Source organism: Bradyrhizobium sp. LVM 105, from assembly GCF_003957705.1.
Classification (GTDB): Bacteria; Pseudomonadota; Alphaproteobacteria; order Rhizobiales; family Xanthobacteraceae; genus Bradyrhizobium; species Bradyrhizobium frederickii.
This window is the reverse complement of the sequence record NZ_QZMV01000032.1, coordinates 14,457-36,325: the sequence shown is the minus strand read 5'-3', so window position 1 is coordinate 36,325 and position 21,869 is coordinate 14,457. Positions and strand designations below refer to the sequence as shown.

Genomic DNA, 21,869 nt, shown 5'->3' with positions numbered 1-21,869 from the left:
CACGGCAGCCTAACCCCGGCAGAGGCTCCACTTATCGACGCGGATATTCTGTTCAGACAACCGGGGCCAGCTCAGTCAGGCGGAGCTTCCATGATGGAGAAGCCGCCATAGATGCCGCGAGACGGCAACCCAAGGGCGTCGCTCTGCCAGAGCTGCCTGTCCACAGCGATGTAGTGAAAATGATTCCCAGTCTCCCTTTGTTGCTTGGGGTCCGCCAAATTCGTGTAGCGGCTATTGTTGAAACCAACGCCCGCCCGCAGCCACGTGTCGGGTACGCCGGGAGCCGACTTGCTCTTGTAGCCGGCTTCGTCAACGAGAAGGATGCCTGCATTGGCCGTGCTCCAGTTCAGGCCGGTGGGATTCTCGGTTATGTGGGCATAGGCACCATCTGGACTGATTGAGCGCTGGACGGAAACCTTGTTGTACAAGCGATCGTCAAAATTGTACTTCAAGTTGACCGCCGGCGTCGGCGCAGCATTGGTGCTCATCCCTGCCTGGAACAAGGCAGACATGTTCGATCCTGTAATCCCTCCGAACAATGTGCCGGTGAACTCATTTTGGTTTCTCAGGTAGCCAAGCTTGAGTTCTAGCGTCCTGTCGAAGAAAGTCTGATAGTAGGCGAGCGTATTGATTCCCGCTCGATCTGGTCCCGGGCGATCCCACGTCCAGTATTGCTGCTCGGCTCCTACGACAATCTGTCCGTCGGCAATGCCAAACCGGCTGAGATCGTAGGTAACGATCATGAAGTTTGCCGACGCGAAGGTCGGATTCTGGCCCATATAGAGCTGGTTTGCGATAGGGCTTCTGGCCGCATTCGGTAGCTGGTTGTTTGCAAAGCTGTTGTGTGTCCAGCCGATGTACCCGATGCCGACATCTGCCAGCGCCGATCTAACGCCGTCCCTGTCCTGATCAATCGTGTCCGCAGGGCCAGGTATGTTCAACCACAACCCTTTTTCACGCAGCTCGTCGTACCTTTCGAAGGGATCGATCGTCTTTTGCGGTCTCCTCTGAGCACCCGCGCCCGCATTGCCGCGCTTCTCGAAAGGCACCCCGAGACCTGCTGCTGGAGCCGAGGCAGGAGCGCGGATTTCCTGACGGATCAGGTCGATCGGGAGCCTTGCGGCCCGATCGGGGGTCTTTCCTCTTTTGCTGGCCTGATCCACGGAGTGGTTACTCGGATCAAGTCCGCTCGCGGTTTGTGCCAGTACGGAATTGCCGACGAGACAAGCCGCTAGCGAAAGCGCGATAACGAGCCAAAATCGCTTTCCCCTTGGTTTGCGTGCTGCCGTAGCCGAGTGTGTCCGAGTCGAGCTCGTCGCGAGAGGGCAATCACGAATGGCGTACTTCGGGCCCATGTCGCCCGGCCATGAATAGATTGAACTGCGGCCTGATTGGCCAGAGTGAGCTCCCGGCGTTTGCGCGTCCGAGGGCGAGGGGGACGAGCCAGAACATGATCTATCCGAAGAGGACCACTCAGGTTTGCTGAACCTCTCACCCCGTGGCACGACGATGATCTGGTCCGAAACTTTGCTCGTGCATGATGCCGGTGCGCCGGGAGCCAGAGGAGGGCGCTGGCTCGGCAAATGCTCACGACGAGCGCGCGGGGGCTTGCTGGCCTGGCCGCCAAAACATTGCGAATGTCCGCCCTGCTCACTGTGAGTTAGGCGAGTCTGGCGGTGTCGCGCATCTGCATCGAAGGCGGCTTTCTGGACGAAACGGCAGCGACCGGCAAGCAAGGCTCTCCGTGCAAGAAGCTTGGATTCACGAAGCGCTTTAGCGGTATCGTTCTCAGCGAAACACAAGACAATAGCCAGGCTTGAACTTGCTCGCGCGCCAACCTCACCACAACATCCATAGTGATGGCCCAGGAGACCGGAGGAATCAGCCATCGAGCAGCTTTGGCGAGTATCGGCAAACAGTTGCTGACTGCCGTGAGCGCGGCACAACCCGTCCTGCATCCGAATCCTTGACGTACGCGACGTTCGTTGGTCACCCTTGCCACGAGCCCGTCATCTCGAACAATCTGCCGGAATTGGTAGTTGACCAGGTACAGTGCTTGCCGTTCCAATCGGCCATTGCCGCTCGGCCGATCAGCCGTGGCCGCCCCGGATGAGGTTGCTGGTCCGGCAAGAGGGGGCTCCATCCACACTCTGCAGGAATGAAGTGGACGGTTTGCATTCGTGCCGCGGGTAAGAAAATCGCCAAGGTTCTTCTGAATGGCGAGAAACTGCTGCGCCATCGCCGGCGAAAATGAGCACCGTTGCTCGCTGGTGACGCTATCATGGAGGACGCGCGCAAATTGTCGCGTTGCGTACCTCAAGAAGCAGCGTTTCATACGAGCAGGGTGGCCGATCGGGACGCTCGGCAAGATTGATTATTGTCGGCGCTCGCAGCTCCTGGAGCGCGTGAGCATCGCAGCCTATCGCGTCGACGAAACAAGCCTGCTGGAATGGGATCTTGAGCGAGGGACAATGGATTTGATGGATCAAGCGGCCGCTTCAGACTGGCGGCCGCTTTTGCGCGGGCCGTCAAGACGGTTCCTCCCGGTTTTGGTGCTCCCGCTTGTCCTCGTTGGCTCGTGTGCTGCTGGCGCCTGGCTTTGGGCTAACCTTGAAACCTTTATCGAGACGCCGGAAGCTTCAACGATGAGCCTGTCACTGGAGGACAGGGCATCCTTGTTTGAGATAAAGTGGGCACTGCAGAAAACCGGAGATGAGATCTCAGTGCTCAACAGCCGGGTCAACGCTCAGCGGGATGACCTCAAAGGGATCCTGGATCAGATCACCATTCTGGCTTCGCGGATCGATTCGCTGCAGAGTTTAACACCTGTTCCTTCTGCTGCTTCCGAGCCTCCTTTGTCGCCAGCCCGGGCTGCTTCGAGCGTCGCCAGGAAACGCTTCGGGTGATCCAAACCGCAGGGACCTGTTTCCGTCGGAGGCGCGCCAGTGATCGCCGCACCGAAGACTGCCGAGCCTTGAGGTCTGAGACGCGGCAGGCGTGGTCGAGTCTCCAACTGTGCTCGATGAAGTGGCCCGTAGGTTCGCAAAGCTGCCTCCGGCCGTAAAATACCCGGAGCTTGTGCGGGCGCCGTCGTCTCCAGCGGCATGTAGTGAGGCCGTCACTATCATCGAGAGCACTCCAGGGCAGGTGGTGGAGAGCACTCGAACCGTGATCCTGAACGGCGGAATACGCTGCGCCTTTCCTTTAAATCAGCTCTCTTCCAATCAGCCTCGCCAGTTTTGAGATCATATCTGAAAGGTCGCGTCATCACACCAATCTGGCGTGCCTGCCCGATGGCTTCTTATCGCCCCCGCGACGAGCTTAGAGCTTTGCGATCTGCTCACTTGCGTGGCTTAATAATAGGGTGCGGTCGAGATAAGTGTCGAAAGCGGCAGCAACAGCGCGAACGACAAACCGGTGCTTCTGCTTGACTCGAATGAATCCCTCTTCAATGTCCACGATCCCATCTTCTGCAAGCATTCCCAGGCGGCCGGCGGAACCGAGAAGAGGAATCGGATCAAATCCGTGAGCAGCACAGATCGCTGGTACGTCGGCCTGCAAATCGCACATCAGACGCTCGATGATTGCTGCGCGGAGGCGATCTTCGGCGGTGAGACAGTAGCCTTTTGAGGTTGCCAGGCGGCCAGCCTGAATGTGTTGGTGATAGGAAGCGGTTGCGATCTCGTTCTGGACGTAACCGTCGCGCAGACGGCCGATGGCTGACGGACCTAAGCCGATTACGGTTTTGCAGGTATCAGCCGAATAGCCCAGCGAGTTGCGGCGCAGCCGACCAGCTTTCTGGGCCAGCGCGAGCTCGTCATTGGGCAGGGCGAAATGGTCGAGCCCGATCTGGCGGTAGCCGGCTGAGACCAGCGTATCTGCAATAGCCGCGGCTTGCTCAGCGCGGGCGACATTATCCGGCAGCGCCGTCTCATCGATCTGGCGCTGACGTTTCATATAGGAGGGGACGTGAGCATAGCCGAAAACCGCAAGCCGGTCTGGCCGCATGGCTAGAGCCGTTCGCGCGGAGTCAACGCAGGACCGCACTGTCTGATGCGGCAGTCCGAAGAGAAGGTCGAAATTGATGCGGCTTATGCCATGCTGCCTTAGACGTTCGACGACAGAAGCCGTCTGTACCTCGCTCTGGACTCGGTTGACCGCCCTTTGAACCGCGGGGTCGAAGCTTTGCACGCCTATGCTCGCGCGGTTGGTCCCAGCCGCTTGTAACATTTCGACCATCTCGGCCGTGACCCCACGCGGATCGATTTCTATGGCGATGGTAGCTGATTTACTGAACGCAAAGCAGTGGCGCAGGAGTTCCATCAAGGCGACAAAATCGATCGGTGCAATGGTGGTCGGCGTACCGCCGCCGAAATGCACGTCGTGCACCGGCAGAGCGCGCGGCAATTGCTCTGCGACCAAGCATATCTCGTCCCGCACTGCTGCCAAGTAATTGCGGACCGGTCGCTCGCCGCGCGTGAGGCTTGTAGGAAAACCGCAATACCAACAGATAGAGCGACAGAACGGAACGTGGATGTAGAGCGATACGGGCTCGTCGGGAGGCAGCCGCCTCAGCCATGTCTCACAAGTCTTGGCTCCGACCATCGCGGAGAATTCCGGTACGGTTGGATAGATGGTGTACCAAGGCAGGCGAGCATCGCAATACTTGTTTAGAAGGGAGGTCTGCAAGACTTAACTTTCCCATGCTCAACAGCATGAAGCTGACCGATGCCGTCAATTGTGTCTTTGCGTTATGTCAAACGTAGTGGTTTCTGAGATCTGGTCCCGTTTTCGATGTTACTGCCAACGCGGCTTAGGGGCAGAGCAAGGAGTGAGAGCCGCTCGTTGGCGATTATTTGGACGTTTAGGTATGAATTTTCTCGTCCGAGCACGGTTGAAGCGGCTAGAGAGCCGGCGCGAGCGATCAATCGCTCATCCGAGGGCACGCCGGTTCGCATCCGCCGACGGCCCGTCATTTTTGCGACCAACACAGGGACTTGTAGGTCTCACCAAGAGCAGCTCGGCTTCTCGATCTTCAAACCGATATTTTCAAGCAAAGCCGATTGGTTGCTCACAGAGTTCGACGGATGCCTCCGTCAAAGGCCGGCGTGACACAAAAGATAAGTTGCTTGCTAGATGAGAGCGCGAGGAGCGCAATAGCACAAAACCTGACGCAACGTGCGATTCAAAGTCCTTTAGCGCGGCCGACGAAAGCCATTCTTAATCTCTAGTATCGGACGCCTAAGCCTCAATTCCGCCACGCTGGTTGTCTCATTGCCACAAGCATCATCACGGATGTACTGATGGTGTTGGGGCGACCCCAGCGCACGTTCAGCCCCCCGGCGAAGTGCGTCGGGGCGCCTTGGTTCGGCGGCGTGTCGTCGCTGTCTAATGCGGCTCACCAACTCACAACGACTTTTGGGCGCCTGCTGATGGCAAGCGAATCCCGGCCAGATGCAATCGGGCGAGACACTATCTGCAATAGTTTCTATTCTGCTTCAAACTGGGTTGTTGTCTTTTTACATCGGCTTTGGAGCTATCGATCCCTGCCAGATCGCGCATATCTATTCCGTTAGCCTCCATTGGCGTCGTATCGATGCGATGCACCTGCAGCTCTCAGCTTCACATAGACCGCCTGGTCAGGTTTCGACCAACCCGTCACTATGTTCTGATGCTGCGAGCTGGCGCTGCCATGCAGGAGCCGACTGGGAGATGATCTTGCGCCTATTCATTGCATGAAAGTAGCCTTCGCGGCCTGGCATTTCAGTCCATTCACAACGGATCGAGGAAGTTTGTGGTTCGGTAGGCCACCAAACCTGGAGCTCGCCTCGCGAAAATGAGAGCTGAGCCTAGCCAGGCCGGAAGGAGATGGCCGCCAAACAGCTCGATCAGTCGAAAGTGGGCACCCCACCCAAGCTCTGTTATACAACGCCGAAGCCATCGAACTCATTCGGCACCGGTAAAAGGATGAGTATATTGGCGCGGCTGATTTCAAAGGCAGCACGCGCAACATTTTGACGGCTTCGTGGCCGAGGCGGCTCATTGCCGCGCTTTGCATCCATGCGCTCAAGAATTGCCTGCGTCTTTCTGGCGCTCAGCACATCATCTTCCCTGACATTCTCCATGACTCCATGAGAACGTAACCCACACACACGCGCGGCGTTGCAGTTCTACATTGAAGTAGAGTTTCCAGGCCCCGACCGCTCTTGAAGAAGTCGAATGCGCCCCCGTGGCACGATCCGCAGGGTAGCGAGAGCGTGCCCGATCGCCTCCCATCAGATGCTCTTCTTCCCGCGTTCTTGCGCCCTAGATGAGAGGGGCGCGCAAGCCATGGACGAGATGGAGGTACGCTTCATCCCGCTCGCGCGCCGCGCCGACATTGACCCTCCCGGCAACTGGAAAGCGCGAACGGGATGTGACGAGGTACGGACCGCTCGGCCCATGACGATCAGCTGGGATGCACGAGGTGATCCGCCCCATCGCCGCTCGACCCGACAGCTTTTCGTGTTCGCGTTGGCGGCTTTCAGAGTTAGTCAAGGCGCGCGGACAGACATAAGCTGCCGCCTTCATCATGTTGCACCCCGATCTGACCGTGCTGGACCTCCTGCCGATCCACGAAAGATGGGAGTTGAGACTTTCAAGCGAGAACCAATTGGATGCCGGCAATGACCAGAACCGCAACGAGGATAAATCTGATGCCTGCCGGGTTCAGGCAGTTCAGGCTGACTATCGTTCCAGCGACGGCACCCGCCAGCGCGGAGATAGCGTAAAGAGCCAAATCCGGAGAGGGAAATTGGCCGGTGAAAAAAGTTCCGACGAATCCGACTGTGGAATTGGCCAGAATAAAAGGGGGTGATAACGCTACGGTCTGCTTCGGTGATGCCCAATTCAGTGTGATGAGCGTCGGCGCGAGAAACACTCCACCACCCACGCCGGTCAGACCGGAAACCAGGCCAAGGGCCGCGCCAATGCTCACGATTGCCGTGAGCGGAGTTTCGCAAACACGATCAGCAGCACGTCCCCGCTGCATGATCATCACGGCGCTCGCCAGAAGAAGAACGAGCCCGGTCAGCGTCTTGTACATGTGGCCATCGAGCACAATCAAGCCGCCGGCAAGCGACGCTGGCATGGACGAAAAGAGAAGCGGGCGCAGGATGGTCCAGTCAACGACCTTGTTGCGGTTGAAGAGCCACGTAGAATAAGCCGCGACGACAATGTTGAGACCAAGTGCCGTCGGGCGCATCTCTGTCAATGACATACCAAAAAATGCCATTAGCGAGAGGAATGCAGTGCCACCAGCCTGGCCAACGCTCGCATAGAGCAGTGAGATGATCGCGATGAGCAGACAAGCCATGCTTCACCGATCTTGGCGACGATCTTCGCCTTTTTCCACGGAGCCCATCATGAGTCGCGCAATCAGGTGCGGTCTGACTGTTTTTCTGCTTGGGGACGGATCGAACCGCTTCGCCGGAATAGCTGGGCAAAGGTCCAGTCAGTTCAAGTTCCTTTAGCGAGTGCCATGTTTGGACCGTCCAATCAATTGCCGACTTGGTACTTGACTGGCTGGAATAGGACTGCGTTGCTTCCTGAGGAAGCAGCACTCGACGGGCCGCCGAGGTGAGCTGCATTTCTTGCTGTAACTCACCTCGTGTTGCGTCTCGCGACGTGCTGTCGGCTTTCCGCATGTCATGAATGCTTCGACGGACCGACGTCGCGCCAACCATGCGCGTTCGAAGCTCTTTCTGGACGTCTGGTTTTGTGAAATCAGCAGTTGGTATGACACTTGCTGGTCTGGCGCGGGTCGTCTCCCTGCTGGAGAAGCGCATGCAAAATGTCCTCCGCATCAAGCAGATCTCGCGGTTACGAGTATCTCTCGTTGCGCCTTTAAGGTGGCCCCTTTCTGCACGTTCGGTACGTTTGCGCCAGGCCTGCCGGACGGATTCGATGAGACGGCGCACAATGATGCGGGTAGTATGGCTTCTGCCTCGACTGTTCCGTGTTGCTCATCGATTCCGTCACCGGCGCCGTCGCACGGCGGAGAATCGGCGAACGGTTAGCGATGGCAATTCGCAAGATTGGGAAAAGACATGAATCTCGTATTGTCTTCGTCCCTAAGCAAAGAATGGATGCTGACAGGACACTCGTCGAGTTCCGGGCCGCCAAGCCCCTCGAGCTTAGCCGTATCGCGCAGATCAGAGCCCAGGATCTCGTCGTGCTCGGCCCCGAGACAAACCAAAGCGTCGTTCGGCTGCGTTTTCTCGCTATGCAAGCTCAACAGAGCCAAGCCTCTAGCCGGTGGAGCTGTCTGGAAGCTCAGTCCAGGCCCCCGCGGACCATCGGGATGATCAAACGGGACACCGTTGGGTTCGTATCGATGGCATCCTCCTCCAATACGGATCAGGGGCGATGATTTTCGATTTGGCCAGTGCGTTATCCGCAAACTGGACCGATCACTTCCGCTCAGCCTCGGAGGCAGGGATGATGACGCTATCTCCGGTGTTTGATGCGATCATGCCGGTGCATGCGGCGGCGGCGCAACGAATTCGTCGAATGGCGTCCGGCATAGCGCGAGCGCTCAGACTGCACGAATAAACTAACCCTCGAGTGCAGCTCATGGACTGGAATTTGGCTCCGCCTGAAACAAGCGCAATCGAACCCGACGACGGGGAGCTCGTTCGTCGTGCTCAAGCGCCCATCATGGACCTCTTTAGCGTCACCGAATGCGCGAACCAGACTCATTCGCTCAGAGAGCTATTCGAGCTTCTTGTAGGCTGTGCTACCAAGGAAGGCTTCAGTGAAGTCGCATACGGCTCTCTCAACTTCGTTGAGCCACTTCGCTTGGCAGAGTATCCACCCCCGACTGTGGCTGTGAAGTGGCCGCCAGACTGGTGCGACCGCTACTTCAAGCGCAAGTACCATACTATCGATCCGGTGGTCCGGCGGACGCCGATGCTTTCGCGGCCGTTTTTGTGGGATCAACTCGCCGACCACTGTCAGCTTCTACCGGACGAAAGACGCGTACTGAACGAGGCGAGAGAGGCGGGGCTGAAGCATGGCATGAGTGTGCTGTTGTTTGGCCCGTTGGGTCGGATATCTGTGGTGTCGTTTGCATCTGCGTTCGACGATGCTGATCCTCAGCACCGCATCGGTCATCTCAACGCGCTGGCCTGGCAGTTTCACGCCGCCTGTGGCGACATCTCTCGTCCCTGCGATAATGGTTGCGAAAGAAAAGTTGCACTATCGCCGCGGGAGATCAGTTGCATGCAGTGGGTGGCGGAGGGGAAATCGTCATGGGAAATTGGGAAAATCCTGGGAATCAGCGACAATACAGTCAACTTTCATGTCAAGAATGCGATGCGAAAGCTGGGTGCAGCCAGCCGGATTCAAGCGGTCGTTGTGGCAGTTCGCCTAAATGTTCTTTGAATTTGAGAACGGGGCACTAGCAGCCAAATCATGGGCTTCCAGCTTCTGACATAGTGCATGGCACCTTCGGCGAGCTCGCAACGCTCCTTTGGGCAAGTCCGCTATCTCACGCTGCGTGAGGTTGTGGGACTTTCACCAGATCGATGAATTGTCGAATCCACTGACCTGTTCCTCCAGTGTGTTGGCAGCATCTCGGCCACACTCCAACCAGCCTCTGGATCTTACTCAGACGGGCTCGCACCTGGTGCTTCGGAACTGGATTGGGGCCGGCAGGAAGAGGAGCAGCTGAGGAAAGAACCCCGACCCGGGGGTCGGAGTTCCGATTCACGCAACGGCGTGGAGGTCTTTATTTGGCAAAGGGCGAGCCAAACTTGTAATTGAGCCGCGCCGTGATGAGATCGATGTCCTGGTGGGCGCGGTCCGTGCCGAGAAACCCTGGGAAGCTTATGTTGCTGCGCTGCATGAACAAGTGGTTATACTCGACGCCAGCTGACCAATTCGGCGTGAGGCTGACTTCCGCACCGGCTCCCAGCACGCCACCCCAACGCACATCATTACTGTTCGCAAGCTCGGTGCGAGAAGCTACCGAATTGATGAGATAGTTGTTGCTGGTCACCGCAGCGCCACCCTTTCCGTAAAGTAGGACGGCATTGAACGTGTAGCCGATATGTCCCGTGAGTAGACCGAATGCGTCTGTCGTGGTGCCAATGGTGTTTGCCGGAAAGGCGGTGCTGACATTGGAGCCGCTGAAATCGGCCCAGTTGCCCTGTCCTTCGATGCCGTAGACCATGTTGAAGATGTGCCAACGATAGCCGATCTGGCCGCCAATGGTGCCGCCAGTCGAATTATGGCAGCCCTCGGGACTGACACCATTGAAATCCCAGCAGTTGCGGCTCGTTCCCCAGCCACCATTGACGCCGATATAGTAGCCGGACCAATCGATGATCGGGGCTGCGGCTGGCAGCGGTACCGCCTTGACCTTGGCAGGTTGCCCCGCCAAGTCCGTGCCGAACGAGGGAGCGGCGGCACCGAGTGCGCCGATGGTTGCAGTCAGAATCAGAAAATTCTTCATTTGAGTTCGTTCCTTTCGATGCCCCCCGGCGCCGTGCGTTTAACAATAAGATCGCGAATTGCTGTAACTGCCGCACAACATGTCGTCGAAAGAAATGATCCCAATCGCACGCCGCGTCAGATTGTGGAGCGCGCATCTTTTCCATGCCTCGACCGAAATGCTGGGGCCGGGACACTGGTCGCTTCGTGCAGATGATTCTTTGAATACGATCCGTTCATGATGGCCTGTGACGGGACGCAGTGCTACGAGCTGTTTGGCTCTCTCTTTCGCTGACTAGCGACAAAGCCAGGCTGCGCCAACACGTCCCGGGCATGCTCGTTCAGAGAGTTCGGCAAAAGAAGACCGCTGATCCAGAACGCGTCTCTTGCGATCAGGCTCACTTCCCCGGCAGGACGATCGTGCTGCCGCTTGCAATCGTGAGTGATACGGCGATGATCGATCGCAGGCTTGGACCGCTCTGGCTCAGGACCTTTCGCAAGTTTAGCACGATGTTCCTCAACCTCGACCTCGATCGACGGGTGTCAAGGAGCCGATGCGGCTGTGCTTGACGAGGCTCTTGCTTGAACTTGCGGGACCTCGTGCCGAGCCAAAAGTCAGGAGAGGAAACGGTATGGCTCTTCCTGGCGCCAGCGAATATTAGCGCGGCTATCCCGCCTCGTCGCCGACTTGCACTGGATTCCAGGAGACTGGTCTGGGGTCACCATAAGAGCTGCATAGGCGATAGTCGTCGCGAATGTGCTCCTCTTCAACGGGCTGAACATGACTGGAGGGGAAGCTCCACCACGCTCTGCCCCGGTGTTTTCCGCCGCATAAGGTTCCCAAGACCCGCAACAAGCCAAGTCTATGTGGCAGTGCGGGTTCAGGCGCCTATTGCTCGGTCGACCGCGCCAGCTCAGCCCGCAAGCTGCGTATCGCCTCGTTAGCCAGATTCAACGTATTCCGTTCGCCCTTCTTTATCGAAGACTCAAGGAAAGTGCACAACCGGCTATGGAGGACCGTCTTGCGATTATGCGCCAGCAACGGATCCTTCTCAACAAAGCGCCAGGCCTTATCAAATGCGACGCTCACGATAGCATCTTGCATCTGCTGATCCATCTCAACACTCCACGCCGTCCTGATACAAGGAAGTACCTTCGCAAGAGCAAACCGAGCGTCTGTGGCTTGTACCAGCTAGTAAGACATCAGAGCCGCAGTACGCTCGGACATCGAGGTGGTCTCGATGTTCAATGAATTTACAGATGTTTGTTGAAGTTCCGATGACCCGCGTGTCGGATTGCCAGGCGCATTCGAATAATTCTGAAGCGGCTGAAACGAGCTCGCGCTGTTCGCGCGGCTTCGTTGCCGAAGTGCGCTTGTTGCTTGGTATCGGTCGATAATTGAGGCTCTTCTTCCTGCAATCGGAAGATCGGGCCATGCCAATCACGAGTAAAGACGAACATCGATGAAAATGGATCGTTCCCCTCCTTTCCCAGTCTCTAGCTAGGACGCGTTTATCGAAGCGTGTGGCGTTTTCCGGCCACTGCTTGTTTGCTTTCTGACATGTGTCCGCGGGGCGTCGTTCTTTGCTCGACCCTTCGCGGCCTCCTGCTCTGGGTGCGGGCTCCCGCTTTTAAGCGTGGTGGCGAACAGTTGTGATTCGGAAAAGCCAGCGGAACCGGCTCGCTTACGGGACGGTAGCCCATAAACACCGAGTCGCCGATCCCTGGCGCGTACGACCGTCGCAGTCAGCCCAGCGATAAACGTTCAATAAAAGCGGCATCAACCACGAAGAAACCTAAATGAAATCTCAGTCTACTGTTGCACGTGACAGAATTAGCTTCGCGATCTTCATTTGATTAGCGGGAGTTCGGAGCACTTCGGGTAATGCTGCCATGGCCTGGTCGAAAAGGCGTCCCAAAATCTGAAGGTCTTCTGGGTAGTAAACGCCACGGTCTCGCGAGAGGCGCGTCGTTTGCTGGTCGCGGGCGGGGTCCCCGGTTTTGGCATCCCCGAGCTGCCCGAGCTCCAGTTCCGCCATGATCATTTGGTTTGTCAGGGCGTTTAGCAGTCGGACCGCTTCGAGCTCGTTGCCTTCTTCGCGTACGAGGGCGGCCACGAGGTCGAGTTGCAGATCGATGCGATCCTCGAGGTCCTCTGCGCGTGCATTGGAAGGGTCAAGTTCCACGGTGTTTGCTCCAAGGTTAGTTAAATGCAGGAAGCAGGCTGAGTAAGGGTTGTGTCGTGCTTTCCCGGCCGCGAGACCGCAGACACGGCGAAAGTACGAATGGCTGCTGCACAAGCCAAGGTGCGCACGCGCGGTCGCCGAAGGGAGAGGGTTGCAGGCATGTGCCGCGAAGAGAGCGCAAAGGCGGAATCGACCAGAGAGCGCTGTGAACTGTCATGTGATTCGACCATTGAGCCGATCCAGCGCGTCGACAGTCGCAGTAACTCCAGCCGGCGGGGACGCTGCGATGACGGCAAGTCGAGAATTGCGGCTCGAACTGCTGCACGATTGCTTGTCGCCTGACATAGCAATCCAGACGTAACCGGGGGCCTTGTCAGGCAGAGTGCCACAAAGAGTGCAGCCTGCACCGGGCTAGAGGACGGTTCGCCTGCCCCAATTCTATGCAGCGCACGCATTTGCCTTGGCCAAGCAGTGTGCGTGAGAGTCGATCTTCCTGGAGGGCCTTAGTATGATTGCAAAGGGGGAGGCGCCAGCGCGACAGATTACGCGCCAGACGTTGCGATTAGCGATCTGACCGCATTTACGCCGCTCGTGCGTCGATTCCAAAGATTGATGGCTATCGTTGGCGAAGCAGCCACGAGGACCTTGAAGCGCCCTGCGACTATGCTGAAAGTAAAATGGGTTCATTGCTCAAACGACATCCGTGGAATGTGCTTTCCGGAAACCGGCGATCGACTTATGGGTATTTGGCTGAAATTGGTAAAATCGAAAGTGTCGATGGGATGCATCCAGTTCGTGGATCGCGGACGCGCGTAATCTCACCTCTTACATCGAAAGCGGGTCAGTGTTTCCTGCCGGCTTGGTGCAGTGAGCTTATGGGCCTCTTAGACGAGCTTGCTGATTCGTTGATGACCGGCGGCTCAGAAAGGTCACAGCAGCGCAGGCGAATACCTCTAAATTGGACTCCAGATCTCACGAAGGTGAGAGAAACTCCTCGATCCCCATAAGCCGAAGGGAGGGTCATAGAGTCTCGTCCCGGACTGACCGACCAGCTCCGGCCTCCCGCAGATGCAGGATGAGCCCTGAGCAATCGCGGGTCTTCATTGAAAAGGTCCGCGAGATCGAAGCGGACGAAGAGCGTTCGGCCGCGGATAAGTTGATAAAGCGGTTCGCAGACAACTTAGCCAAAGCGGTCCCCAAAATAGGAGCGCGAGGCGGTCAGATATCGCCGCCATTGAGGCTGACGGTCGCCTTGCGCCCCGGGCAACGACAACCAATATGGCAACCAGCTTCGGCCTCAGTGCGTCGGTATACTTGCCACGCATACGATCCCACAACGCAGACATTATCCGTCAAAGCTGTCAAGAATTTCAGCTTTAATTGCAGTTGCGGTGTACAGGGAAATCTCCAGCGGAAGGTTTCCGAATGCAAGCTGGCAAAGCAAATAGTTGGCACCCGCCACTTCCATCTGCTGGAGAAGGACCTGTCGGACGGAAGCCGACGTTCCAACGACGCACAATTCGCTCTCAAGTGCTGCATCGAAGGTCAGCGGAAGGGCGGGCGGTGTCGGAATGGCGTTAAGCTCGTAAAGAAACTTAAAGCTCTCCAGCCATCGGCGATACGCAGTTTCGGCCGCCGCATGAGCGTCCTGATCAGACTTCGCAATCACGACCATGCGGGCCAGCCCGAGAAGTGGCTCGCGGCCGTGTGCGGCTGTGTTGTGGGGTCGATGGGAACGGTAGGCGTCCGTAACGTTCCGGACAACGCAGGCGGGGCCTATGCACGCGAGATTGGCGCCATTTGCCGCGGCCCACTGCGCCGACTCAGCTCGATTGCTTGCGATCCAGATGGGCGGATATGGACGTTGATGGGGCCTCAACGCTAAGGGTACGTCGCTCAACTCGAAATGGTCTCCCTGATAAGATAGTGTGTGTCCCCTCAGCGCAATATTCAAGATTTCACTGGCTTCCGCATAACGACTTGGTGCGGCGTCTGCACTGATGCCGAAATAGCCCGATTCAATCGGCTGGGAGCCGCGGCCTATCCCGACCTCGAGCCTGCCGCCGCTCAATTGGTCAAGCATGCAGATCTCTTCGAATGCGCGCAATGGATGATAAAGGTTGAGCAACAGTACGAGCGGACCGATCCGTAATCGCCGGGTGCGCTGCGCAACACTTGATAGGAACAGGTGCGGCGAGGGCCCTCTGCCATGAGGTGTGCAGTGATGTTCGGCCAGGTGATAAGCGTAAAAGCCGAGCGAGTCGCAGACCTCGATCAGCTTGAGACGATCTTCATATTGTCGTGCGGCATCTTGGCCGTCGTCATCCAAATGGTCGAAAATGCCGCACCTTAGTCTTGAAGAAAGGCCACTCTTCACTCGATCAATCTCCGATTACGGTTAGATGGAGGGTCCTGGTTGCTTCGTGCCTTTGCGCTCAAAGAGGTCTCGTTCGTCATTTGACCGGTCAGGCCGTTTTTCCTTGAGTGCGTGGATCTGGGCTTGCACCATGTGAGCGGGTGACGAGAATGCGAATGCCGTCGCCGCGCTGTTGATAGACGTCCGCGAGCCGCCTCCAAAGGCGAGTTATGCTCGACCAGAAGCATCGTTATTCGATTCAAAGGTCCTGTGCTTCGCGAGCCAGATCAGCCCGGCACGGCTACTATTTGTCTATCATCGGACGTAACGTCTCCTTCAGGGCGACGTCGGGTAGCTCTGCAACCGCTGCAACGAACGCGAAAAACGCTCCGAAGGCTGCAAGTATGAAAGAGCTTGCGAGTATCGCTTCTCCGATCTGAGCGCGTCTCATTATCCGTGTCGCTTTGGCTTCGGGGAGATGGCGATGACGCCAATCAGTTCTGCTCGACAGTTTCAACACGGCCCTCTCGCCAGCGGTAAACCAGAAAGCCAGGAGCCGCATTGTCTCCCTTTCTATCGAACCGGATTGGGCCAATCACGGTATCGGTCGGCCGTGAACGAAGTGCGCTAGCTACGCGCACAGCATTGAAAGAACCGGTCCGGTTCACCGCCTCTGCCCATGCTTGCACGGCCGCATAGGCGTAAAGCGTGTAGCCTTCAGCGGACAGGTTGGAAGCTTCGAGTGCGGCCACCACACCGGCCGCATTGGCATTCCTGGCGGGGTCCGGCATGAAGGTAAACAACGTGCCATTTCCGGCGCTGCCTGTAATGGCCCAGAATTCAGAGGTCATCAAAGGATCGTTCGCCATGACCCTAAGTTCCGCTCTTGCTTCTGACGCCTGGCGTACAAACAATCCGATTTCTGTATGATAACCGCCGATATAGGCGACACGCACCCGTTCCTTCTTCATCCTTGAGACCAGCGCCCTGTAATCCTTTTCACCGGCTACATAGCTTTGCCGAATGACTTGTTCACCGAATCTCCGAAGCTGTGCTTCAACGACGTCGGCGATACCCTTGCCTGCGGTGCTCTTGTCGTCGAGCACTGCGATCTTGTCGTTAGGGAAGGTCCGGTGAATATACTCTGCGGCAACGATGCCCTGTTGGTCGTCGCGGCCGCAGATCCGAAAGACGGTGTCAAGGCCCCGTTCTGTTAGCTTAGGATTTGACGAGCCTGGTGACACCTGAATGATGCCTGCTTCGGCGTAGATCTCGGAGGCCGGGATCGACGCAGAAGAACAAAAATGTCCAACGACCAGCCGGACCCGCTCTGTTGTGAGCTTATTCGCGACTGCGACAGCTTGCTTCGGGTCGCACGCGTCGTCGGCGACAGTCAATATCACCTTGGTATCGAGAAGTAGGCCAGAAGCGTTCAACGCCTCGACTGCCGCAGCTGCACCATCGCGCATTTGTGCGCCGAACGCAGCGCTGCTTCCGCTCATTGGGCCAGCCACGGCAATATTGACGTCGGAGCCGCGCGCAACAGAGACGAGGGCGCAGAAGAGAAGCGCTGCACTCGCAGCAGGCGCACAACGATTTAACATTGTAGAGCTCCCAATGTTCACCTGAAGTGTAACAGCCACAGCTGTGATCAGACGTGTCGATACGTTGAGACTGTCTGTCAAAGCGAAGCTGGCGTTGGTCGCCAGATTGCGACCACGGTAGAACTTACAATTTGACGTTAGGTGCGTTTCAAGGCCGTTTTGAATGAGCCTCGACGGTGCGTCAGGGCGCGCGGATTGACGAGGTCACGACGACTGTCCGGTTTAGTCCATAAAACTCCTGGCCCGCATCAGAGCCGACGAGCGCCTATCGGCAATGCCGTGCGGAGCCGGCCAGGAGGACGTCAGTACGGCTGATCCTCCAACCCGCCAAGGGCCAGATCGAGATATTGCATGAGGCAGGGATCCCAACCAGCCAGACTGCGGGGGGCGCTTAATCGTGCAAGTACCTTCAGGATCATCGAAACGCGTGAATCGGCGCCAGCGATTTCGCCGATCAGCAAGCGTGCTGCAGCTGCGACAGCCTTTGCCCGCTCGCCGCAAGGATGCTCGCCTCGATCCATACAATCACGCAGGTCGTCGCGGATCCGCCGCCACCGCTCCTCGCGATCTGCCGCTAACTTGCAGGTGCATCGGGACGTCTGATTATGCGTCTCGACGCGCGACATGGCATTGAGGGTGGCAGGCAGCTCATCCACACTTACCTGAATATCACTGTCGATGGTCATGTTGCGCAAGCGATCTCGCAGCAGAGTTGCTCGAGCGACTTGAAGTTCTATCCGTTCTAAATGTTTGCGCAGAAGATCGGTAAGTGAGGTCGTGCCCTCCATAGCTTTACGGATCTCGACAAGGGAGAAGCCAAGCTCACGTAGCGCTCGAATTTGGTGAACCCGTTGCACACTTTCGCGGTCGTACATCCGGTGGCCCCCGTCAGTACGCTCTGAAGCTGCTAGGAGCCCGGTGTGTTCATAATGATGCAGCGTGCGTACCGTTACTCCGGTCGCCTCTGCAAGTTCGCCAATGCGCCATCGACGCCTTCGTGGTGTAGCTTTGCTCATGGTGTTCATTTCAAAGCCTACAACCTGACGTCACGTGTGATTCAAGCTATTTCAAAGCTCTAGCTGGATCGTCTTCCGTTCCAGCGCGAGACTGGTGACTATCCTCAGAATGGCGGGGGATCAACCCTGAGGGGAAATGGTGATCAACAAGTTCGTCAGGCATGCCAGTTGAGCCTCGCCAGCCGCTGTACGCTCCAGGATGAGTTTGGCGATTGCTGTGCGATTTTCCGGACTTCGCATCGATGGGGGTAGCGCGGTGATCGCACTATCATAAAGGCGTCCCAGGACGGAAAGCTCTTCCGGATCGAACACGCCGCTGCATTGCTCCAAGTTCAGCTCCTCGTTTGTCATTGCGTCATGGCAGCGCACGTCGTCAAGACGTTTGGCTGCGATGGGGCCAAAAGAAGTCAGACCCGCGGCGCGGAGCGACGAAGATGCGATGTACTCCCATGTGATGCGACAGGGCAACATGCGTGCGCGATGCTTGCCTCGATGGCGCAAGAGATCGTGGTCATGTGCATGATCGATGACCATCACGCTCACGGTGCGTGATGGTACGGCTTCCGAAGAAGCTGAAGCGTCTCCGCTCTTCGGGAGCCACTGCTGATTCGGAGAGTTGACGAGGGCAGCCCAGCGCCGATTCTGCTGTATCGTTGCAGGTGCGGCCGACGGCCGGGTGCAACGTACGTCCCTGGCTCTAAAACCAGGCCGACCCGCCGCTCGCACGTCGAGCCTATTGTCAACGTGCGAAAGAGCTACACAACGTCGTCATGATAGCCGTCTGTTGCGATGCTCTTGATAGAGCGACCATGAATTCGAGCGAGGCGAGCCAAAACTGTATGCAGTTGGGATATGAGGTTCACAGATCTTGCGAACGTCCTTATTACAACGGCGGGACAGATCGTACGAAATCTCCGGCAGTATCAGCCCGTTCCGAAGTGCAGATGATGGAGGCCTCTTGCTCAGTTGCCATGCGGGTAGCTTCCTGCAACAATATCTCTCGCATCCACAGGCTTTCCGGGTCGCTATTGTGAAGCACGGGCCATTGAACCGCCTCAGTGAAGGCGGGGAACGGCTGCGGGAGCTCCGCAATGCGAAGGGGCACTGTTCTTTGGAAATGCCTTACGAGCCCTAATGGCATCGTCCCTATGCGGTTGGTGCCTACCAGCAGGGGCGGGATCATGCTGAAGCTCTGCACGAGAATGTCGATGCGCCGATTGAGACCGAGATCGAGTAAAAGGGATTCTTCGACCGGCGTCTTGCGCGCACCTTTGACCTTAACCGCCACGTGGCCCATCGACATATACCGATCAAATGTAAGCCCCCGTAGTAGTTGGCTGTTCGTGCAGCAACCTACGCAGACGAGTCTCTCCTCGAATAGGGGCGCCCTGGGGTGCGCGCCGGACATGAATACTTCCGGCAAGATAACAAAATCGACTTCGCCGCGGCGGAGAAGCTCATCGTGCTCATCGGTGAGCACGACCAGTTCGAAGCTGACGGCCGGTGCTTCTCGCGCGACGCGCTCCACGACATTTCGGAAGAATACGACTGTTATAAAATCAGAAAGGCCGATCCTGAATCGCCGGTTCGATCGAGCTGGATCGAACACGTCCCGCGCGATAATTGAAAGATCGATGTGCGTTAGAGCCTCGCGTACAGGGCCTGCGAGTCCTTCCGCGCGTGAGGTCGGGACAAGTTCCCGCCCCCTCATCCCAAACAGCTCGTCACGGAAGTAGGAGCGCAGCCGGGCAACGGCTGCGCTCATGGCCGGCTGACTAAGATTAATCTTGCGGGCCGCTGCGCTGAGGTTGCGCTCAGTCATTAGAGCATCCAGCGCAACGAGAAGATTTAGATCCAGACCTTTGAAACGCATGTCTTCTTACCCGGCACGAACGTAATTGGGTGCATACACCAAGCGATGACGGCTGCGTCTGGAGAGGTCCTATTGGCTCGCACGAATGGACATCGTTTCCATCCTACGACCGCGCAAAAGACGCTCGTGTAATGACCGCAACAATGGAGAGCAAGGCGGTAGGCCGACCAGCAGCGGCCGGAAGCCGTCAGGAGTCCCAAAGTTGATCGGTCTCGCCGCTTCCCGCGAGCCACGCAACAGGACCCGGCCGGTTGGTTAATGGCAGATCAACCCAGTGTCCGGCCAGTGCCGTCAGTTCGCCAAAGCGCCCAGTCGAGCGCCGCGTAGCGCAGCGTTAGTCACGGCGGCCAACCTACAACCTGACGCAGTGTATGGTTCAAGCGATTTTATGGGACAAGCCAAACATTATTGTACTGGAGGAGGCGTGGTGTGCTGCGATAGTGCTGGGCGCTGCCTGTTTGCGGTGCAAGCGCCTCATCTGCGAGGTCACCACGCTCACGACTCGGCAAGTCTTCGCAGCCGATCGCCCGTCGCTGGCAGCTTAGCCTCAGAGACGTTGAAGTGACGAAAGCGGCCGAGCGGGTCGAAGGATTGTTAGCGTGTTTGGAACGTGCCGAGAGGGGCTTACGGTGAGCCTAGCAGCGCCTGCGAGTTGGAGGCTCCTGATGCCCAGATGCCATGTTGGATGCTTCCTCCAACAATATCCGCCGCATCCAAATGCTCGCCGGATCGGTATTGTGGAACGCAGGCCACTGCACAGCCTCGGTGAATGTGGGCAGGGGGAGCGGCGGTTCGACGATCCGCAGTGGCATCCGCTTTTCGAAGTGTTTGGCGAGTCGTAAGGGCATTGTGCCGATACGGCCTGTGTCTAACAATATGGGCGGAATCAGGCTAAAGCCCTGCACAACGATCTCAATGCGTCTCTTGACGCCGTGCTCAAGCAAGAACCACTCTTCGATGTTTGGTCTGAGCGCCCGTCCGAACTTCGCCGCAACGTGCCCCATCGAAATGTATTTCTCGAATGTCAGCTGCCGCGATAGCTGCTTGTTCTCGCGGCATCCGACGCATACGAGGGTCTCGTCAAACAGCATCGCCTTAGGATGCGCGCTCGACATGAACAGCTCCGGCAGAATGAGAAAGTCCACCTCGCCCCGGCGGAGCAGCTCATCGGGTTCATCGGAAAATGGCAGCAATTCGAAGCGTACCGCGGGAGCTTCCTGTGCAATACGGTCGAAAATTTTGCGAAGAAAGACGATCGTCATGAAATCGGAGAGAATGAACCTGAAGCGTCGGCTCGACTGAGTAGGGTCGAACGCGTCCCGCGATATGATCGAGAGTTGGATGTGCAGCAGGGCCTCGCGAACCGGACCCGCAAGCGCCTCTGCGCCAGGTGTCGGGACGAGCTCGCGACCTCTCATGGTAAATAGTTCATCGCGAAAATAGGTGCGCAGCCGCGCGATCGCAGCGCTCATAGCGGGCTGACTCAGGTGAATTTTGCGCGCCGCCGCTGTGAGGTTGCGCTCCGTCATCAGAGCATCGAGGGCAACGAGAAGGTTTAGATCAAGTCCCTTGAACCGCATGTTGTAAGTCTATCCATCGTGTGGATGTGTTCCATCGGAACTATCGATTTTACCAAGTTGCAGGATGTTGGATAGCAAACATAAGTTTGAAAAATTAATGAGGCATACCACGATGGCTGCTGCTCGCTCACGCTGGCTCAGAGAAAAGCTCCTGGAGGTGCGAGCAGCCGGCGCATCCGCTTCGAGGGCGGCTATGGGCACGCCGTGCGAGCCGCGTCGCTTCTTCTCGGTACGAAGCTCGTTCGATCGAGACGCCAGGCAGATCTCCATAAACCTTGGTTTGCGTGTTTCATCCGTTTCCATATTGCAGGTTTACCCGCGTACACTTGAGGGCGCGTTCAGCCGCACTCTAGTGTCGGGAAATAGCGGCAGGCGCAGATTGCGGATGCCCAATAATTCAGGCGAATCTCCAAATGGCTCGCCTGTCCACCGCATTCAGGGCGTGTCGAAGATGTATAAGAACCAGTGTGATCTGATGCCACTCGGTTGCGCCATCGATGAGGCGCCGCGCATCGAAGGCCTGCCCGCAGACGTCAAAACGTCGACAGAGATGCTAGACGAGGCGGAAAAGCTCCGTGGTGCAGACAGGTTCTGGCTAGTCCAATCGCCTCGTCGGCATCTTCCGGGATATCTCGCGCAGGGCATTGGCCGGATGACGAGCGCGAACCATGAGATCGCTTCGTCGCGAGTGAAGGCGCACGGCACGGTGCAGGCGAGGAGCGCCGCGCTCCGAGGGGTCATGGCAGCGCTTTTCAGTATTGATCAGCGGTTCGGCGACTAG

The 21,869-nt window shown here is 57.4% G+C and carries 17 protein-coding genes; 4 read left to right on the top strand and 13 right to left on the bottom strand.

What is annotated here, in order from left to right; translation table 11 throughout:
• Positions 1-71: 71 nt before the first annotated feature.
• A complete protein-coding gene (locus tag D6B98_RS37555; protein WP_235884881.1) occupies positions 72-1,163 on the bottom strand; it encodes a carbohydrate porin in 1,092 nt (363 codons plus the stop codon).
• Between the two features lie 1,053 nt (positions 1,164-2,216).
• Here D6B98_RS37555 and D6B98_RS41190 point away from each other — a divergent pair.
• Positions 2,217-2,906: a hypothetical protein gene (locus tag D6B98_RS41190; RefSeq protein ID WP_235884880.1), complete on the top strand. Its 690-nt coding sequence runs from the start codon at positions 2,217-2,219 to the stop codon at positions 2,904-2,906.
• A gap of 415 nt (positions 2,907-3,321) precedes the next feature.
• Here D6B98_RS41190 and hemN read toward each other — a convergent pair whose 3' ends face one another.
• From hemN to D6B98_RS37530, 3 genes are all read right to left on the bottom strand, one after another.
• Positions 3,322-4,689, bottom strand: a complete 1,368-nt coding sequence (gene hemN, locus D6B98_RS37540; protein ID WP_126261973.1) for an oxygen-independent coproporphyrinogen III oxidase — start codon at positions 4,687-4,689, stop codon at positions 3,322-3,324.
• A gap of 1,232 nt (positions 4,690-5,921) precedes the next feature.
• Complete coding sequence (locus D6B98_RS37535) at positions 5,922-6,125, bottom strand: hypothetical protein (protein ID WP_126261972.1); 204 nt, start codon at positions 6,123-6,125, stop codon at positions 5,922-5,924.
• 512 nt (positions 6,126-6,637) lie between these two features.
• Complete coding sequence (locus tag D6B98_RS37530) at positions 6,638-7,354, bottom strand: sulfite exporter TauE/SafE family protein (protein WP_126261971.1); 717 nt, start codon at positions 7,352-7,354, stop codon at positions 6,638-6,640.
• A 1,052-nt stretch (positions 7,355-8,406) separates the two neighbouring features.
• Here D6B98_RS37530 and D6B98_RS37520 point away from each other — a divergent pair.
• A complete protein-coding gene (locus D6B98_RS37520) occupies positions 8,407-8,592 on the top strand; it encodes a hypothetical protein (RefSeq protein WP_126261970.1) in 186 nt (61 codons plus the stop codon).
• Positions 8,593-8,697: 105 nt separating this feature from the next.
• Positions 8,698-9,423, top strand: a complete 726-nt coding sequence (locus D6B98_RS37515) for a LuxR family transcriptional regulator (RefSeq protein ID WP_126261977.1) — start codon at positions 8,698-8,700, stop codon at positions 9,421-9,423.
• Between the two features lie 346 nt (positions 9,424-9,769).
• Here D6B98_RS37515 and D6B98_RS37510 read toward each other — a convergent pair whose 3' ends face one another.
• From D6B98_RS37510 to nodD1, 9 genes are all read right to left on the bottom strand, one after another.
• Positions 9,770-10,495, bottom strand: coding sequence for an outer membrane protein (locus D6B98_RS37510; protein ID WP_126261969.1), 726 nt, complete (start codon positions 10,493-10,495; stop codon positions 9,770-9,772).
• 867 nt (positions 10,496-11,362) lie between these two features.
• A complete protein-coding gene (locus tag D6B98_RS37505; RefSeq protein ID WP_126261968.1) occupies positions 11,363-11,590 on the bottom strand; it encodes a hypothetical protein in 228 nt (75 codons plus the stop codon).
• Positions 11,591-12,281: 691 nt separating this feature from the next.
• Positions 12,282-12,659, bottom strand: a complete 378-nt coding sequence (locus D6B98_RS37500; RefSeq protein WP_126261967.1) for a NolY — start codon at positions 12,657-12,659, stop codon at positions 12,282-12,284.
• A gap of 1,345 nt (positions 12,660-14,004) precedes the next feature.
• Positions 14,005-15,036 carry an LLM class flavin-dependent oxidoreductase gene (locus D6B98_RS37495; protein WP_126261966.1) on the bottom strand — a complete coding sequence of 344 codons (1,032 nt, stop codon included), beginning with the start codon at positions 15,034-15,036 and terminating at the stop codon, positions 14,005-14,007.
• A gap of 473 nt (positions 15,037-15,509) precedes the next feature.
• Complete coding sequence (locus D6B98_RS37490) at positions 15,510-16,517, bottom strand: branched-chain amino acid ABC transporter substrate-binding protein (RefSeq protein ID WP_235885242.1); 1,008 nt, start codon at positions 16,515-16,517, stop codon at positions 15,510-15,512.
• A 404-nt stretch (positions 16,518-16,921) separates the two neighbouring features.
• Entirely contained in the window at positions 16,922-17,635 is a 714-nt protein-coding gene (locus D6B98_RS37485) for a MerR family transcriptional regulator (protein ID WP_205680563.1), read from the bottom strand.
• A gap of 120 nt (positions 17,636-17,755) precedes the next feature.
• On the bottom strand, positions 17,756-18,169 hold the full coding sequence (locus D6B98_RS41185; RefSeq protein WP_235884879.1) for a hypothetical protein: 414 nt from the start codon (positions 18,167-18,169) through the stop codon (positions 17,756-17,758).
• A 349-nt stretch (positions 18,170-18,518) separates the two neighbouring features.
• Complete coding sequence (gene nodD2 / locus D6B98_RS37475; protein WP_126261964.1) at positions 18,519-19,508, bottom strand: transcriptional regulator NodD2; 990 nt, start codon at positions 19,506-19,508, stop codon at positions 18,519-18,521.
• Positions 19,509-20,143: 635 nt separating this feature from the next.
• Positions 20,144-21,088, bottom strand: a complete 945-nt coding sequence (nodD1, locus tag D6B98_RS37470; RefSeq protein WP_126261963.1) for a transcriptional regulator NodD1 — start codon at positions 21,086-21,088, stop codon at positions 20,144-20,146.
• Between the two features lie 385 nt (positions 21,089-21,473).
• Here nodD1 and D6B98_RS41180 point away from each other — a divergent pair, with 385 nt between their 5' ends.
• Entirely contained in the window at positions 21,474-21,869 is a 396-nt protein-coding gene (locus D6B98_RS41180; protein WP_235885241.1) for a hypothetical protein, read from the top strand.

Coding starts and splice junctions, on each gene's coding strand:
- D6B98_RS41190 (WP_235884880.1), top strand. CDS start 2,217: ATGGCGAGAAACTGCTGCGCCATCGCCGGCGAAAATGAGCACCGTTGC.
- D6B98_RS37535 (WP_126261972.1), bottom strand. CDS start 6,125: ATGGAGAATGTCAGGGAAGATGATGTGCTGAGCGCCAGAAAGACGCAG.
- D6B98_RS37530 (WP_126261971.1), bottom strand. CDS start 7,354: ATGGCTTGTCTGCTCATCGCGATCATCTCACTGCTCTATGCGAGCGTT.
- D6B98_RS37520 (WP_126261970.1), top strand. CDS start 8,407: ATGATTTTCGATTTGGCCAGTGCGTTATCCGCAAACTGGACCGATCAC.
- D6B98_RS37515 (WP_126261977.1), top strand. CDS start 8,698: ATGGACCTCTTTAGCGTCACCGAATGCGCGAACCAGACTCATTCGCTC.
- D6B98_RS37510 (WP_126261969.1), bottom strand. CDS start 10,495: ATGAAGAATTTTCTGATTCTGACTGCAACCATCGGCGCACTCGGTGCC.
- D6B98_RS37505 (WP_126261968.1), bottom strand. CDS start 11,590: ATGGATCAGCAGATGCAAGATGCTATCGTGAGCGTCGCATTTGATAAG.
- D6B98_RS37490 (WP_235885242.1), bottom strand. CDS start 16,517: ATGAGCGGAAGCAGCGCTGCGTTCGGCGCACAAATGCGCGATGGTGCA.
- D6B98_RS37485 (WP_205680563.1), bottom strand. CDS start 17,635: ATGAGCAAAGCTACACCACGAAGGCGTCGATGGCGCATTGGCGAACTT.
- D6B98_RS41185 (WP_235884879.1), bottom strand. CDS start 18,169: ATGGTCATCGATCATGCACATGACCACGATCTCTTGCGCCATCGAGGC.
- nodD2 (WP_126261964.1), bottom strand. CDS start 19,508: ATGCGTTTCAAAGGTCTGGATCTAAATCTTCTCGTTGCGCTGGATGCT.
- nodD1 (WP_126261963.1), bottom strand. CDS start 21,088: ATGCGGTTCAAGGGACTTGATCTAAACCTTCTCGTTGCCCTCGATGCT.
- D6B98_RS41180 (WP_235885241.1), top strand. CDS start 21,474: ATGCCCAATAATTCAGGCGAATCTCCAAATGGCTCGCCTGTCCACCGC.